The organism is Saccharibacillus sp. JS10, from assembly GCF_024436065.1.
Taxonomy (GTDB): Bacteria; Bacillota; Bacilli; order Paenibacillales; family Paenibacillaceae; genus Saccharibacillus.
In genome coordinates this window covers 188,168-201,534 of sequence record NZ_JANFNS010000004.1, presented here as the reverse complement: position 1 = coordinate 201,534, position 13,367 = coordinate 188,168, and the positions used below count along the sequence as shown (strand labels likewise).

The 13,367-nt window shown below is 48.4% G+C and carries 14 protein-coding genes; 5 read left to right on the top strand and 9 right to left on the bottom strand.

The genetic code is table 11. From position 1 onward, the window contains the following. Positions 1-24 precede the first annotated feature (24 nt). Positions 25-1,089, bottom strand: coding sequence for an LLM class flavin-dependent oxidoreductase (locus NOM90_RS13760; RefSeq protein WP_255942674.1), 1,065 nt, complete (start codon positions 1,087-1,089; stop codon positions 25-27). 238 nt (positions 1,090-1,327) lie between these two features. Between NOM90_RS13760 and NOM90_RS13755 the strand changes: the two genes are divergently transcribed. From NOM90_RS13755 to NOM90_RS13740, 4 genes are all read left to right on the top strand, one after another. Further along, positions 1,328-1,594 (top strand): AbrB/MazE/SpoVT family DNA-binding domain-containing protein, encoded by a 267-nt coding sequence (locus tag NOM90_RS13755; protein WP_255942671.1) that lies wholly within the window; start codon positions 1,328-1,330, stop codon positions 1,592-1,594. Further along, positions 1,591-1,935 carry a type II toxin-antitoxin system PemK/MazF family toxin gene (locus NOM90_RS13750; protein ID WP_255942670.1) on the top strand — a complete coding sequence of 115 codons (345 nt, stop codon included), beginning with the start codon at positions 1,591-1,593 and terminating at the stop codon, positions 1,933-1,935. Before NOM90_RS13755 ends, NOM90_RS13750 begins: the two co-directional genes overlap by 4 nt. 143 nt (positions 1,936-2,078) lie before the next feature. Further along, the gene (locus NOM90_RS13745) at positions 2,079-3,008 is read left to right on the top strand and encodes a prenyltransferase (protein WP_255942668.1); all 930 of its coding nucleotides are present in this window, start codon (positions 2,079-2,081) and stop codon (positions 3,006-3,008) included. 107 nt (positions 3,009-3,115) lie between these two features. Continuing rightward, the gene (locus tag NOM90_RS13740; RefSeq protein WP_255942667.1) at positions 3,116-4,033 is read left to right on the top strand and encodes an aldo/keto reductase; all 918 of its coding nucleotides are present in this window, start codon (positions 3,116-3,118) and stop codon (positions 4,031-4,033) included. 82 nt (positions 4,034-4,115) lie between these two features. On the opposite strand, the gene NOM90_RS13735 is transcribed toward NOM90_RS13740, so the two are convergent. From NOM90_RS13735 to NOM90_RS13705, 7 genes are all read right to left on the bottom strand, one after another. Then, positions 4,116-5,159, bottom strand: coding sequence for an LTA glycolipid anchor biosynthesis glycosyltransferase, IagA/BgsA family (locus NOM90_RS13735; RefSeq protein ID WP_255942666.1), 1,044 nt, complete (start codon positions 5,157-5,159; stop codon positions 4,116-4,118). Positions 5,160-5,189: 30 nt separating this feature from the next. Then, entirely contained in the window at positions 5,190-5,792 is a 603-nt protein-coding gene (locus NOM90_RS13730; protein ID WP_255942664.1) for a TVP38/TMEM64 family protein, read from the bottom strand. 25 nt (positions 5,793-5,817) lie between these two features. Beyond that, positions 5,818-7,017 carry a glycosyltransferase family 4 protein gene (locus NOM90_RS13725; protein WP_255942663.1) on the bottom strand — a complete coding sequence of 400 codons (1,200 nt, stop codon included), beginning with the start codon at positions 7,015-7,017 and terminating at the stop codon, positions 5,818-5,820. A 273-nt stretch (positions 7,018-7,290) separates the two neighbouring features. Next, the gene (locus tag NOM90_RS13720) at positions 7,291-7,749 is read right to left on the bottom strand and encodes a GNAT family N-acetyltransferase (RefSeq protein WP_255942662.1); all 459 of its coding nucleotides are present in this window, start codon (positions 7,747-7,749) and stop codon (positions 7,291-7,293) included. A 24-nt stretch (positions 7,750-7,773) separates the two neighbouring features. After that, the gene (locus NOM90_RS13715; protein WP_255942660.1) at positions 7,774-8,706 is read right to left on the bottom strand and encodes a pentapeptide repeat-containing protein; all 933 of its coding nucleotides are present in this window, start codon (positions 8,704-8,706) and stop codon (positions 7,774-7,776) included. A 65-nt stretch (positions 8,707-8,771) separates the two neighbouring features. Then, the gene (locus tag NOM90_RS13710; RefSeq protein WP_255942659.1) at positions 8,772-9,116 is read right to left on the bottom strand and encodes a zinc ribbon domain-containing protein YjdM; all 345 of its coding nucleotides are present in this window, start codon (positions 9,114-9,116) and stop codon (positions 8,772-8,774) included. A gap of 34 nt (positions 9,117-9,150) precedes the next feature. Further along, on the bottom strand, positions 9,151-10,401 hold the full coding sequence (locus tag NOM90_RS13705; protein WP_255942658.1) for a Zn-dependent hydrolase: 1,251 nt from the start codon (positions 10,399-10,401) through the stop codon (positions 9,151-9,153). A 169-nt stretch (positions 10,402-10,570) separates the two neighbouring features. Between NOM90_RS13705 and NOM90_RS13700 the strand changes: the two genes are divergently transcribed. Continuing rightward, positions 10,571-11,464 (top strand): diacylglycerol/lipid kinase family protein, encoded by an 894-nt coding sequence (locus NOM90_RS13700; RefSeq protein WP_255942656.1) that lies wholly within the window; start codon positions 10,571-10,573, stop codon positions 11,462-11,464. A gap of 639 nt (positions 11,465-12,103) precedes the next feature. Here the strand turns inward: NOM90_RS13700 and NOM90_RS13695 are convergent. After that, positions 12,104-13,366: a VWA domain-containing protein gene (locus tag NOM90_RS13695; protein ID WP_255942654.1), complete on the bottom strand. Its 1,263-nt coding sequence runs from the start codon at positions 13,364-13,366 to the stop codon at positions 12,104-12,106. Between the last annotated feature and the right edge of the window lies 1 nt (position 13,367).

Sequence of the window (13,367 nt, the reverse complement as noted above, 5' to 3'; positions counted from 1 at the left end):
CGAAGCGCCTGCCCAAATCCGACTTTACTCAGCAGGCTTGCCCGCCGCTTCCCAAGCCGCGATTTCCTCACGCACGATCGGAGCGACTTTCGTACCAAGCAACTCCACCGAACGAAGAACATCATCATGGTTTTTCATCGTGCCGACTGGCGTGTGCAGCATGAAGCGAGTAATACCGACTTTTTTACGCAGATCGATAATTTTTTTCGCTACCGTTTCCGGGCTGCCGACATACAAAGCGCCTTCCGGTGCGCGAAGCGCATCGAAACCTTGACGTGTATAAGGCGCCCAACCGCGTTCTTTGCCGAGCACGTTCATTGCATACTGCATCGATGGGAAGAATTTTTCTGCGGCTTCGTCGTCCGTTTCACCGACAAAACCGTGAGAGTGCGAAGCCACCGGAAGCAGCGAAGCGTCGTTACCACCGTGTTCAGCCGCTCTTTTGTACAGATCCACAAGTGGCGCGAATTGTGCAGGGCGTCCACCGATAATCGCCAACACGAGCGGAAGATTCAGTAACCCTGCGCGAACTACCGATTCTTGATTGCCGCCGCTACCGATCCAGACTGGAAGCTTTTCTTGAACCGGACGTGGGTAAACGCCGCGATTTTTAATCGCCGGACGGTGTCCGCCTTTCCAATTGACGATCTCGGATTGTTGAATTTGAAGCAGCAACTCCAATTTTTCATCGAACAATTCGTCATAATCATTCAGATCGTAGCCGAACAGTGGGAATGATTCGATAAACGAACCGCGACCTGCCATAATTTCCGCGCGCCCATTCGAGATCGCATCTACAGTCGAAAAGTCTTGGAAGACGCGAACCGGATCTGCCGAAGACAATACCGTTACTGCGCTAGTCAGACGAATTTTTTCTGTACGTGCAGCCGCTGCCGCCAAAATAACCGCAGGAGCCGAAGCCGCATAATCAACGCGGTGGTGTTCGCCTACGCCGAATACATCCAGACCCACTTTGTCCGCGAGTACGATTTCTTCAACGACTTCGCGAATACGTTCTGCGTGACTAATTGTGGGTCCATTCCCGTCTGCGGGTGTAGTTTCTACAAAGGTGCTAATTCCGATTTCCATGATTGAATCTCCTTTTTATAAACCGAACTGTTCCAGAACGGATGTTATATTTATTAAAGTAAGTAACTATAATTATTTTATATACTCATTATCAGCTTTTTGCCTGTAAATTTCAAGTGTTGTTTTGGAAATTGTCTACAAAAAGTAGAAAGGTAGAGATTAAAACACTAATGTATATCTTTTGTATATACATTAGTGTACAATTACTCTATAATCGGAACAAAAGGAAGTGAGCGTAATGACAACTGTAAAAGTGAGTCGTTGGGGAAATAGCAGCGCGATTCGTATTCCTAACCAGCTTTTAAAAAAAATGAATCTAACAGAAGGAACGCAGATGGAAGCTATTTTGACTCCAGAAAATCATATTTTGTTGCGTCCTGTTGAACAGCTGAAAACTGAAGATGAATTAAAAGATCATTTAAAAACATTACTTTCGCAAGTGAAAAACAACGCTCAAAGACATGGAGAAGTGAATTTAGGCATTGAAGGAGACGAATTGATTTGACACCTTCTTTGATTCCCTCGCGCGGAGATTTAATTTGGCTTAACTTTGATCCACAAGCTGGACGTGAACAAGCTGGAACACGTCCAGCAATCGTAATTTCTGAATACGATTTTAACCATGTGACCGGTTTTGCTGTCGTTTGTCCAATCACCAATCAATCAAAAGGCTATGCGTTTGAAGTCGCGCTTCCTTCTGATTCGGCATTCACAGGTGTTATATTGACTGATCAATTCAAAAGTCTGGATGTCCGAAAACGAAAAATTAAAATCGTAGATCGCATCGCCAGCAATTCTGATTGCTTGAAAAATGTTTTACTGAATGTCCGTTCGATTCTTGCTTAGAATCAAAAGACACGGAGCCTATAAATAGAATTTAGAACAAGAGACTATCCTGCCCAACCTTCTCCAAAAAATGGTTCCTTCCCCTTTCTAAGCGTTATATACATCTTGATCCTATCCAAATTTTTGCAAAAGGAGCTGGAGCTTTGAGCGCTGCATCGGCGATTACGTTAAAAAATCTACTTACCCTCATGCGACCTGCTGCGGTCGGGGCATCCAGCGTCGTGATTATTTTTTCGGGCATGTATCCGTTATTTTTTGAACCTTCGATCTCAGTAGGCAAAGCTTTCGGCACAGCGCTTCTTCTATTGATCGGCTGCATACTCATTCATGGGCTACTGACTCATGCACTGAATGACTATACGGATTACCGATCAGGGACAGACGAGCATAGCCCGGCAATGTTATCAGGGGGAAGCCGCGTTATTCAAAATGGGCATATGTCGCCAGCAACGCTCGGTAAATTTGGATTAGGTTTAGCGATCGTATTACTAATTTGCGCAGTCGCTCTAATTATATGGGGGCAACTTCCGCTCGCGATCATTCTTCTGATCGGTATTTGGGGTGCTGCTTCCTATTCCGTTCCTCCACTGCGACTTGCCTATATTCCTTTTGCAGGCGAATGGCTAAGTACCTTTCCTTCGACTTTTGCTCTAGGGCTAGGCGGGGCATGGCTAATGCTGGGTACGTTCCCTGAATGGGCAGTGCAAAATGCTTGGATCAACGCGATGTACTGCATCGCTTGGGTAATGGTGCATCATATCCCCGACTTGGAAGCGGATCGTCAAGCTTCGCCGCGTAAAGTGACAAGCGTGGTATGGGCGGTCGAGCGTTTCGGACTTGCTTACGCTCGAATGCCTGCGGTTGTTTATTTCGCGATCATCGTGCTATCCGCGATCTGGCTTGCGACCTCAGATCGATGGTTAGGCGCAGCAGGCATCGTTGTAGCGGCAGCTATATCTATGTATTGGTTGGCAAAAGTGGATTTAAAAGACGCCGAAGCAGTAACTTCCTGTGAAAAAAAGATGCTACTGACTGCAATCGTTCTAGCGGTTTGGCTCGGAATTTTCTACTGACTTCTCCCCCTATCTTGAAACCGTTTTACTTTTGTGTGAAGATTGGTATGTGTGACGGCAACAAATGGACTTTCAACGTTTCTACATATTGAGGAGGAACCGAAATCATGAGAACGATTAAGCTTGGAACAAGCAATCTCGACGTGCCTGTTGTGGCAGTCGGTTGTATGCGGATTAATTCCCTGGATAAAAAAGAAGCCGAGACTTTCGTGCAGACATCGATGGATGCTGGCGCGAACTTCTTTGACCATGCCGATATTTACGGCGGAGGGAAATGCGAAGAAATTTTTGCCGAAGCGGTGCAAATGAGCCCGACTGTACGCGAAAAGATGATTCTTCAATCCAAATGCGGCATTCGCGACGGACAATTCGATTTCTCCAAAGAACATATCTTGTCGTCGGTTGACGGCATTTTGCAACGCTTGAACACGGAATACCTCGATATCTTGCTTCTGCATCGTCCAGACGCTCTCGTTGAGCCGGAAGAAGTCGCAGCGGCGTTCGATCAACTCGAAGCTTCGGGTAAAGTGCGTCATTTCGGCGTATCCAACCAAAAACCGATGCAAATCGATCTGCTCAAAAGATACGTAAAGCAACCGATTGTAGCGAACCAGCTTCAAATGAGTATCACGAATGCCAACATGATCTCTAACGGCGTAAACGTGAACATGCTGATCGACGAATCGGTCGATCGCGACGGTAGCATTCTCGATTATTGCCGCCTGAACGATATCACGATTCAGCCTTGGTCGCCGTTCCAATACGGATTTTTCGAAGGCGTATTTTTGGACAACGAAAAATTCCCGGAACTCAACGCAGAAATCAACAAAGTTGCCGAAGCGCATAGCGTAAGCAACACGACGATCGCGATCGCGTGGCTCCTGCGTCACCCTGCAAATATGCAGCCGGTTACGGGTACGATGAATCTTCAGCGTATTCAAGACTGCATCAAAGCTAGCGAAGTAAAACTGTCCCGTGAAGAATGGTACAGCATCTACCGCGCGGCAGGAAACAAACTTCCGTAAAGATCGAATTAAAAAGTTTGCGCAAAAACCAAAAGAACCTTTGTCCGTTAAGCACAGACAAAGGTTCTTTTTTATGACGATATTAAGCTTCGCGCGTGGGCAGTTGTATGCTTTGTTGTACCGATTCTTGCTGCAACGTCTCTGCGTAAAACGCCACCAACCGTTCTCCGATCGCATCTAGATCCAGACCTAGCGCAAGCTGACGGCCGTTTGCCGTCAAGTTCGGCAAGCTACGTTCTGTAATTCCACGGATCTTTTGCTCGAAAGTCTCTAAACTTTGTGCTTTATGTACCGTTCCGCCATCTTCAAGCCACTCTGCATAAATCGGTAAATCGCGCACCAACACCGGAATTTCCGCAGCTAACGCTTCCAGCAAAACAATGCCTTCGGTTTCCTCATGGGTCGCGAACAAAAACAAATCACTCCCGCAATAAGCATCGCGTAGCTCGCCTCGCGTCACATAACCGGGAAAATGCAGATTCGGAAGCTTCGTTTCGACCGCTTCGCGAATTTTGGGCGGAACCAAATACAGCGGCGTAAATCCAAACCAATAAAATTCATGATCCGGCATCCGGCGAGCGAGTTCGACGAAATCCAAGATTCCTTTGCGTTCGATATAATGACCGACGGACAGCACGACTTTGGTCTGCCGAGACAATCCGTGCTTTTGCCGAAAACGTTGACCTGCTTCGGGATCAGGCGCAAAAAATTCGCTGTCTACCCCGTTCGACAAACTGACGATCGGAGGAATTGCACCGTAAGCTTCGATCAACCCTTTGGCATAATCGGTAGGCGTAATGATCAAATCCGCTGTGCGATAACAACGCAAAATCCATTTTTTGAACAGAGGCGCCGCTAGATTCGAACCGATAAACGAATTGCGAAAATCCTCCATCGTCGAATGGGCATGGTAGACGACTTTTTTGCCTTTTCGTTTGGCTTTGCGCGCCATTCGTAGCGAATCCGGGAAAATCGTATTCAGATGTACCAGATCATAGTCGTCTTTTTCGTCCATCGTATATGGAATGTTCAGCCGCTCTAGCGCTTCGCGTTGATGGCGAATCGCTTCGCCTACTCCGCTGCGACTGACTGTGTTCAAAGAGCCGGCGTATAGCAATATTTTCATCTTTGATCTTCCTTCCCGATTACGAGCGAATTACACTAGACCGAACAATCTGGCAATATACGTAATCGCAGCGCTCAAGCCGAAGCTATATGCCGCGATCGCAAGCGGTTTTCCGAGTAAAATAATCGTCGTGAACCGACGCAACGTCATTTTGGTCGTTCCCGCCATATAGCATAAAAAGTCATCCGGCGCGACGGGCATAAAGATCGCAACCGCAAATAAATTGTTAAAACGCCGTCCTTCGGTCCAATGATTGTATTTAGCACGCAGCTTTGGACTGAACATACTTTCGAGAATCGGCTGTCCGTACCGACGAGCTAATAGAAATGCTGCGACAGAACCCAGACAAATGCCGACATAATTATATAAAAATCCAGCGACCGGACCGAAAACCAATACGCCTACGACGCAAGCAATACCTCCCGGCAGGATCGGAATCACGACCTGGACGGCTTGAAACACAACGAAGATCAGCGGTGCCCAGACCCCGAAGCCTTGAAGAAAAGCTCCCAGCGCTTCTTTTGAACTGAAAATACCTGTATAAAAACCGTACACGGCAAGTGTCGCGCAAGCGGCAAGCCCGGCAACAGTCGAAGCATTCATCATATTGCGAAGCGAAAACAGCTTCATCATCGGTTCCTCCGATTTGTAAAAAACGTTATTTGATTGCGGCTTTTGTAGAAGCGGGTAACCAAAGTCGGCTGGAAGCCGGTTGATAACTCGTAATCGCACGCATATAAATCTGCTCGATACTTTCAGCAAAAGCCGATGACGAATACTTGCTGAGCGCTTTGAGCGAAGCCTGACGACCAAACTCACTTAATTTATCACGATTTTGAAGAATATCGTTCATCGCCGCTTGAAATTGTTCGAACGATTCGTACTGCCAGCCGTTTACGCCTGTATCGACGACGCCTTTTAAACAATCGTCTTGGCGACACAATACGGGAACGCCGGAAGCCATCGCTTCGATATACGTCAGCCCTTGCGTCTCACTGTTGGATGCACTGACGAATACATCGCCCAGCTGATAATAATCCCCGACTTCGTGCGGCTGAACCATTCCAGCGAAGACGATCGAATCTCCAAGATTTAATTCCTTTGCATATTGCTCCAGCGTTTCGCGGTACGGGCCATCGCCAACGATCAATAATTTAACGCCTTGATGCAGATAACTTGCCGTGAAGCGTAAAACTTCTTCGACGTTTTTTTCTTTCGCCAATCGTCCGACTGAAATCAATACAAGATCGTTATCGGTCAATCCCAATTGGTTTCTTAGAAGAGAGCGACGTTCGAAAGAACGTTTATGTTGAAACTGAATAAGGTCTACGCCCGTCGGTACAATCTGAATATCTGTCGGTACGCCGTAGCTGGTTAGCAAATGATGCACTTTCTCAGTCGGTGCAACCACGCATTGAACATGATTAAGAATATAACGGGAAAACCAAGCGACTGCGGCTCTGCCCCAAGTTCGGCTCGGTGAGAAGTAGTGCGTGTAATCTTCATAGACCGTGTGATACGTATGTACAATCGGGACTTTCAATTTCTGCGCCAAATACCGTGCCATACGAAACGTGCTAAATTCGCATTGCGAATGGATCACATCCGGCTTCCATTGCAGGAGTGATCGAAGTTCTTTGCGATGGACGCGAAGTGCCGTGCGCACACCCGGATACAAAGCCGCTACAGATCCGATGTAAGTTACGCCGTTTTGCTCAAATGAACTTGTGTCTAGCGATAACGTCAAAATACGTACGTCATGCCCTTGCTTCTCCAATTCATTTTGCAAATTAACCACCGAAGTGACGACGCCATTAATGGTGGGTCGGTAGCATTCGGTTGTAATCAAGATTTTCATACTTGTCCCTCGATTTCGATAGAATTTTGACCGTTGGGAATGCTATCTATCCTACCATCTATGTTTAAAATACATTCGAATTGCAGATTAAACAATCCTAAACAATTGTTAACATTTTTAAAAATAGCTTTTTCATACAAAAAAGCTTGTCTATTCAGCGCGGTTAGGCGTTTTTTTGAATCTAAAGATTTGTTTATGTTACGTGTAATGTTGGATGAAGTTCCAAAAAGAGGCTGCCTTTAGCAGCCTCTCGGTCGTCGTGTTAATAAAGTTTTACATTGAATGTTGCCATTTCATAAATACGTCGATCTCATCTTCGCTTTCAACTTCAAATCCGAATCGTTCATATAAACGCTTCGCCGGGCTTTTTTGCAAAACGTTCAATCGAACGACCGATCCGGGCGACTTCGAAGTTAGCTCATGAAGTAGACGCTGTAACACCTCGGCGCCAACGCCGCTTCCTCGCATGGATTGCTGCAAATAAAAATGTTCCAGCACGTAGCCGTCTTCTTTAGGCTTGAGAGCCACGCATCCCGCAAACTCGCCGTTCACTTCAATGATTTTCGTAAACTGAGGATCGAAAGAACGGTAAAACCGCTCGCGTACCCCTTGTTCGCTATAACGCCCGAGTTGATTGAGCGAATCAAACAACGCTTCCGCCCGAAGCTCCGCCAAGCGCTCTGCATCCGAAGATTGAGCCGGCAATAAATCAACAGTTATAGATTCCGCCATGGTCATCCTTCTTTCTTCTAAAAGTCAGCTTGCCGAATTCCAATGCTGCGGACGTTCTAGCCCAGGCGGCAATAAGGTCGCCGCGTTGCCTTTGGCTGCGTTCACTTGAACTTGCGTTAGGAATAACGCACCGGTCAAGTTCGCTCCGCATAGATCGGTATCGCGGAAATCGGCGCCGATCAGATCCGCTTCGCGTAGGTCTGCGCCGCTGAGGTTCGCGGCGATCAGGTAAGCGCCGCGCAGATTCGCGGCGCGAAGGTCTTCCCCGCGCAGGTCGGCGCCCACCAGATCGGCGCCTCTCCCGATCTGGGCTTTGCGGCGGCGCCCGCTTTTGCCGCCGCCGCGCGGATTGGAGTTACCGCGCGCAGAGGCTTCGCTGCGCGCTGCGTAACTGCGCTGCGCTTCGGCGCGCACGAGTTCGCTGCCTTGCAGCAGCAGCTCGTTTACTTTGGCGCGCTGCACGAAGACGCTTGTCTCGCGCAGCGCGCCAGGTTCAAGCTCCGTGAGGCGCTGGATTTCTTCCAGCTCCTCGCGCAGCGGGCGGTGGAGCGACGAAGCCGCAGGGCGGCTCAGCAGCTCCTCCAGATACACCATCAGTTCGTGGAGCTGCCACATGATCGGCAGCACTTCGAACATGGCGCGCGCGGTCTCCGGACGCTCACGCCAGCTTAGCCCTTTGAAAGTCTGCTGCGAGACTTTCTGACCCGCACCGAAACAATCGTAGACGGTGCAGCCGCGAAATCCTTTTTCGCGCAAAGCGGTATGAATCCCGCAGCGAAAATCTTCGCGCAGATTACGGCAAGGTTCTCCGGCGGCTTTGTCGATCGCAAAATCGACCGAGACCGAAAAAGGCAAAGCCGCGCAGCATAAGCCAAAACAATTTTCGCAGTCGCCTTTATATTTTTGCCGAAACGAATGATCCAGGTTCGGCATCTGCTTGTTCTGATCGTCTGTCATGATATAAAATCCTCCAAGATTTTGACTCTATTTTTGTGCGGATATTAGTTTTAGTCTGAACGGCTCTACGCTTTGCGTACAAACTCGGATTTCAGCTTCATTGCGCCGAATCCTTCGATTTTGCAATCAATATCATGATCGCCATCAACCAAGCGGATATTTTTCACTTTGGTTCCGATTTTAAGTACCGAAGAACTGCCTTTGACTTTCAAATCTTTGATCACCGTTACCGAATCGCCGTCTTGCAATACATTCCCGTTCGAGTCGCGTACGACTTTTTCGTCTTGCGCCTCATTATCATTTTCCGAATTTGCTGTCCATTCGTGTGCACACTCCGGGCAGACCCACATATTTCCGTCTTCGTAGGTATAAGGCGAGTTGCACACCGGGCAGTTTGGTAATTCATTCATTAGATTTAGTCCTCGTTTCTTTTTTATCTAAGCTCTATTCGACTTCGGTCAAACGTTTTGCCGCTTCATACAAAACACGTACCGCACGCTCCATATCTGCGGAATCCGACCATTCTTCCGGACAATGGCTCAGCCCTGCCCGGCTCGGAATAAAGAGCATTCCTACATCCGTAAAATCGGAAAAGATCATCGCGTCGTGACCGGCTCCGCTATGCAGAGAACGGTACGGAATATCTAACTGATCGCTAATGCCTCGCAGCAGATTTTTCACCTGTTCGCTCATCTGCTTCGGACGGATATACAATTGACGTTCAATCTGGACGTCAATGTTGTCAGTTGCGAACGAGTAAGCGAACTGCTCTGTTTTTTCAAGAATGCCCTGCACATCTTCTTCATGCTCTGCGCGCAGATCCGCCGTAAAGATCACTTGGTCGGGAATGACATTGGCTCCATTCGGAAATACATTCAATCGACCTACTGTAGCGACGCTGCCGCCGCCTTGCGCTTGTGCAAGTTCAGGTAGTCCCGCCACAATCTTAGAAGCGGCTACCAGCGCATCGCTACGTCGATCCATTGGCGTCGTGCCCGCGTGCCCGGCTTTGCCTTTTACCGTGATCTGCACTTGCGTCAGCCCGACAATGCCTTCGACGATCCCGATCGGAATCTGTTCTTCTTCCAAAATCGGCCCTTGCTCAATATGTAATTCCAAAAACGCACGGATCGAAGACGCATCGCGTTTTCCCGGCAGCGAAGGATCTAATCCGATTTTTTGCATCGCTTCAATCGTCGTCACTCCGTCTTTGTCCGTGATCGCTGCGAACTCTTCCGCGCTGATCACGCCTAACATGCTCCGAGAACCCAGCAATCCGCCGATAAAGCGTCCGCCTTCTTCTTCGATCATCGCGACGGCTTCAAGTGGATACTTCGGCGTTAGACCGTTTTCTTGGAACAACTTCGCAACTTCAAGCCCCGCCACAACTCCAGCAGGCCCATCGTATGAACCACCATTGGGAACCGAATCGAAATGCGAACCGATCAGCACCGCCGGCGCATCTGGAATACTGCCTTCGAGCCTGCCAAAAATATTACCAAAACCATCTTCGCGCACCTGTAATCCGTACTCTTGCATCACTTGCTTGATATACTCCCGGGCTTGCCGATCTTGCTCGCTGTACGTCAATCTTGTTGTGCCTTTGCCGGGTGTCGCCGTGAAATGACTTAACGTTTCGATATGGTTTTCGATCCGTTGTTGTAACGTGCTTTTCGGTAAAGTTGATTCGCTCAAAAAGCTGCACCTCCTTATTTATGCTCCAAAATGATTCCGTTACTTGTCATTGTACCTGATCGCTGGAATTCTTTCGCGGCGAATCTGATTTTTATGGGTAAAAAGAAGTAGCACATCCATAGGATTACATAAACACGGCTCACCCCTATATTGAATGGAGGCAACAGGTATGAAACAGGCGATGATTATTATGAATCCTTCTTCCGGTAAAGAAAAAGCGATGGAGTATGTTCGCAAAGTCGAAGATACTCTACGTAATGAAGTCGGCTACGACGTCGTAGTCATGGAAACGACGCAAGAATTAGACGCGACTAAATTTTGTATTTCCGCTTGCGAAGACGAATTCGATTTGGTCGTTTCGATCGGTGGCGACGGAACATTGCACGAAACGATTAACGGATTGCTTGATCAAAAGCATAGACCGAAGCTCGGCGTCATTCCGCTTGGAACGGTCAACGATTTTGCACGCGCCCTGCATATTCCGCTTAATCCAGATGAAGCGATCACTACGCTCAAGTCTTCAAAGTTGCGTAAAGTCGATATGGCTCGGATTAACGATCAGCTGTTTGCTAACGTCGTTGCTGCGGGTTCCTTAGCCGATACGCTATCTTCGGTAACGTCCGAAGAAAAATCGAAATTCGGCGCATTCGCTTATTTCAAAGAAGGCGTGAAAGAACTGCTCGGCGGTTCGGCAGCGCATCTGGTCATCGAACACGACGGCGGCACTTGGGAAGGCCCTGCTCCGATCTTTATCGCGGCTTTGACGAACTCGGTCGGCGGTTTCGAAAATTTGGCGCCAGATGCTTCGGTCGACGATGGACTTCTGCATGGATTTATCGTGCACGATCTGAAGTTCCTGAATACGCTGACGGCTGGATTTTCGCTGTTACTGGGCAATTTGAAAGACCACAAAGACGTGGAGTACTTCACTTCACGCCGGATCAAAGTCTCTTCGACCGAACCTGTAAAAACAAACGTCGACGGCGAGCCGGGACCTGTGCTTCCGATTGAGATGCACATTTTGCCGGGGCATGTAGAGGTTATTGTTCCGGAGGAGGAGTAAACGTTGTTGGCTGAGATGAATTTTCGTGTGGGAGTCGCTTCGAGAGAAATTCGTTTCGGTCGCGTGTTGAAATCGGGAAAAGTTGATTAAACTTGGATAGGATTTTCCCGATTTCAAAGGCGAACGCTAACGCTCCTTCACTGAATTTCTCTCTCCACTTGGGCTTTGTGCGAACGCGTTTTGTTGAGGCAGGTAGAGAAGCCGCTCCCTTGTTGGGGAGCGGTTTTCCTGTGTTTTAGCAGGATGCAAATCTACTATCCAGCTCACCAACTTAATATCGTTGCCTTCTTATCTAAACATTTGAAAGTAAAACGCTTGGCTTAGCTAACGGATTGTATGTTCCTTAGAGACATCAATCAAGCTTATTTGATTTTTTAACGGATCTTATGTCCGTTAGCGGACTTTTTTGTGCTTTTTCTCGCCAAAAAACAAGCAAATCTTACTCTAAGTGTCGTCTGAGTCCGTTAAAATTCTTAAAAGCTCGAAATTCTCGTCTAAGCGTCGGCTCGTTCCGTTAAGTTTTGTCAGTCTGTTTTTGAAAGCAAAAAAAGTCTGAGGAAATAACCTTTAACAAAAAAAGACTGCTGATTCAGCAGTCTTTTTCTACTTTTCCAAACTCCGGGCAAAGCGAGGTGAATCTCACTTTTTCGAGACCGTCATTTTCTCCGCCAACACGCTCAAATCCTGACCTTGCAGCGCCCCGGCAACAAGATCCGGTAACATAGCCGGCGTACACGAAAAGCACGGCGTTCCGTCCCGTGATAACTGCTTCGCCAATCGTTCGTCGTAGAACGGGCGACCGTTATCCGACAAAGCCAACAAACAAAGCGTACGCACCCCGGATTCGCGCATTTCGCGCATCCGGCGAACTAATGCTGCTTGATTGCCGCCTTCGTATAAATCCGTCACCATAATAAACAAAGTCTTTTTCGGATCTTCGATATACGATTCGCAGTATGCGACCGATTTGTTGATGTCTGTGCCGCCGCCTAGTTGAATTCCGAATAACATATCGACCGGATCTTCGGCGCATTGTTCGCTCAGATCGACGACTTCGGTATCGAACACAACGACCTTTGTATCCAAAGCCGGCATACTTGCGAAGATCGCGCCCGTTACCGAAGCCCAGATCACCGATTCTGCCATCGAGCCGCTTTGGTCGATATCCAAGATCACTTTCCATTCTTTGCTGCGTCTGGATCGATCGAAGTAATAAAATCGCTCAGGAATCAGCAACTTCCGCTCGGGATCATAATGTTTGAGGTTACGCTGAATCGTGCGCTTCCAATCCAAACCGCTCAGCGAAGGAAGCGGCGTATGTTGGCGCTTATTGAGCGCGCCCGTAACTGCGCGCTGCATATCTTCTTTCATCCGCATCATCAATTCGTCTACGACTGCTTTGACGAGCAATCTTGCGGTTTCTTTGGTGTGCTCGGGAATTTTGCCACGCAGCGACATCAATGTGCCGACCATTTGAATATCCGGCTTCACGGACGCCAGCAATTCCGGTTCGAACAGCAATTGTTTCCAGCCGCGCCGCTCGATCGCATCGTTCTGAATGATCGAGACGACATCTTCTGCGAACAAGTTCCGCACGTCGCCTAGCCAGCGGGACAAGTTAACCGAGCCTTTGCCGCTACCCGCTCCGCGACCTTGTCCTCCATTGCCTACCGAGCCTGAGCCGGCACCGCCGCCGGTCTGCGACAACCCTTCTCCACTCGTATCATCATAGATCGCGGCGAGCGCGGCATCCATAATCTTTTCTTCTTCCGTTAGTTCCAGACCTCCGGCGCCGCTTAGGTCTTCCAATTTATTCTGAGCCGCTTCGCCCAAGATCAGACGCCAGCGCGAGACCGAAGCTTCAGGCGATGTATCTGTATTGCGATCAGTAGGATTCCCCATA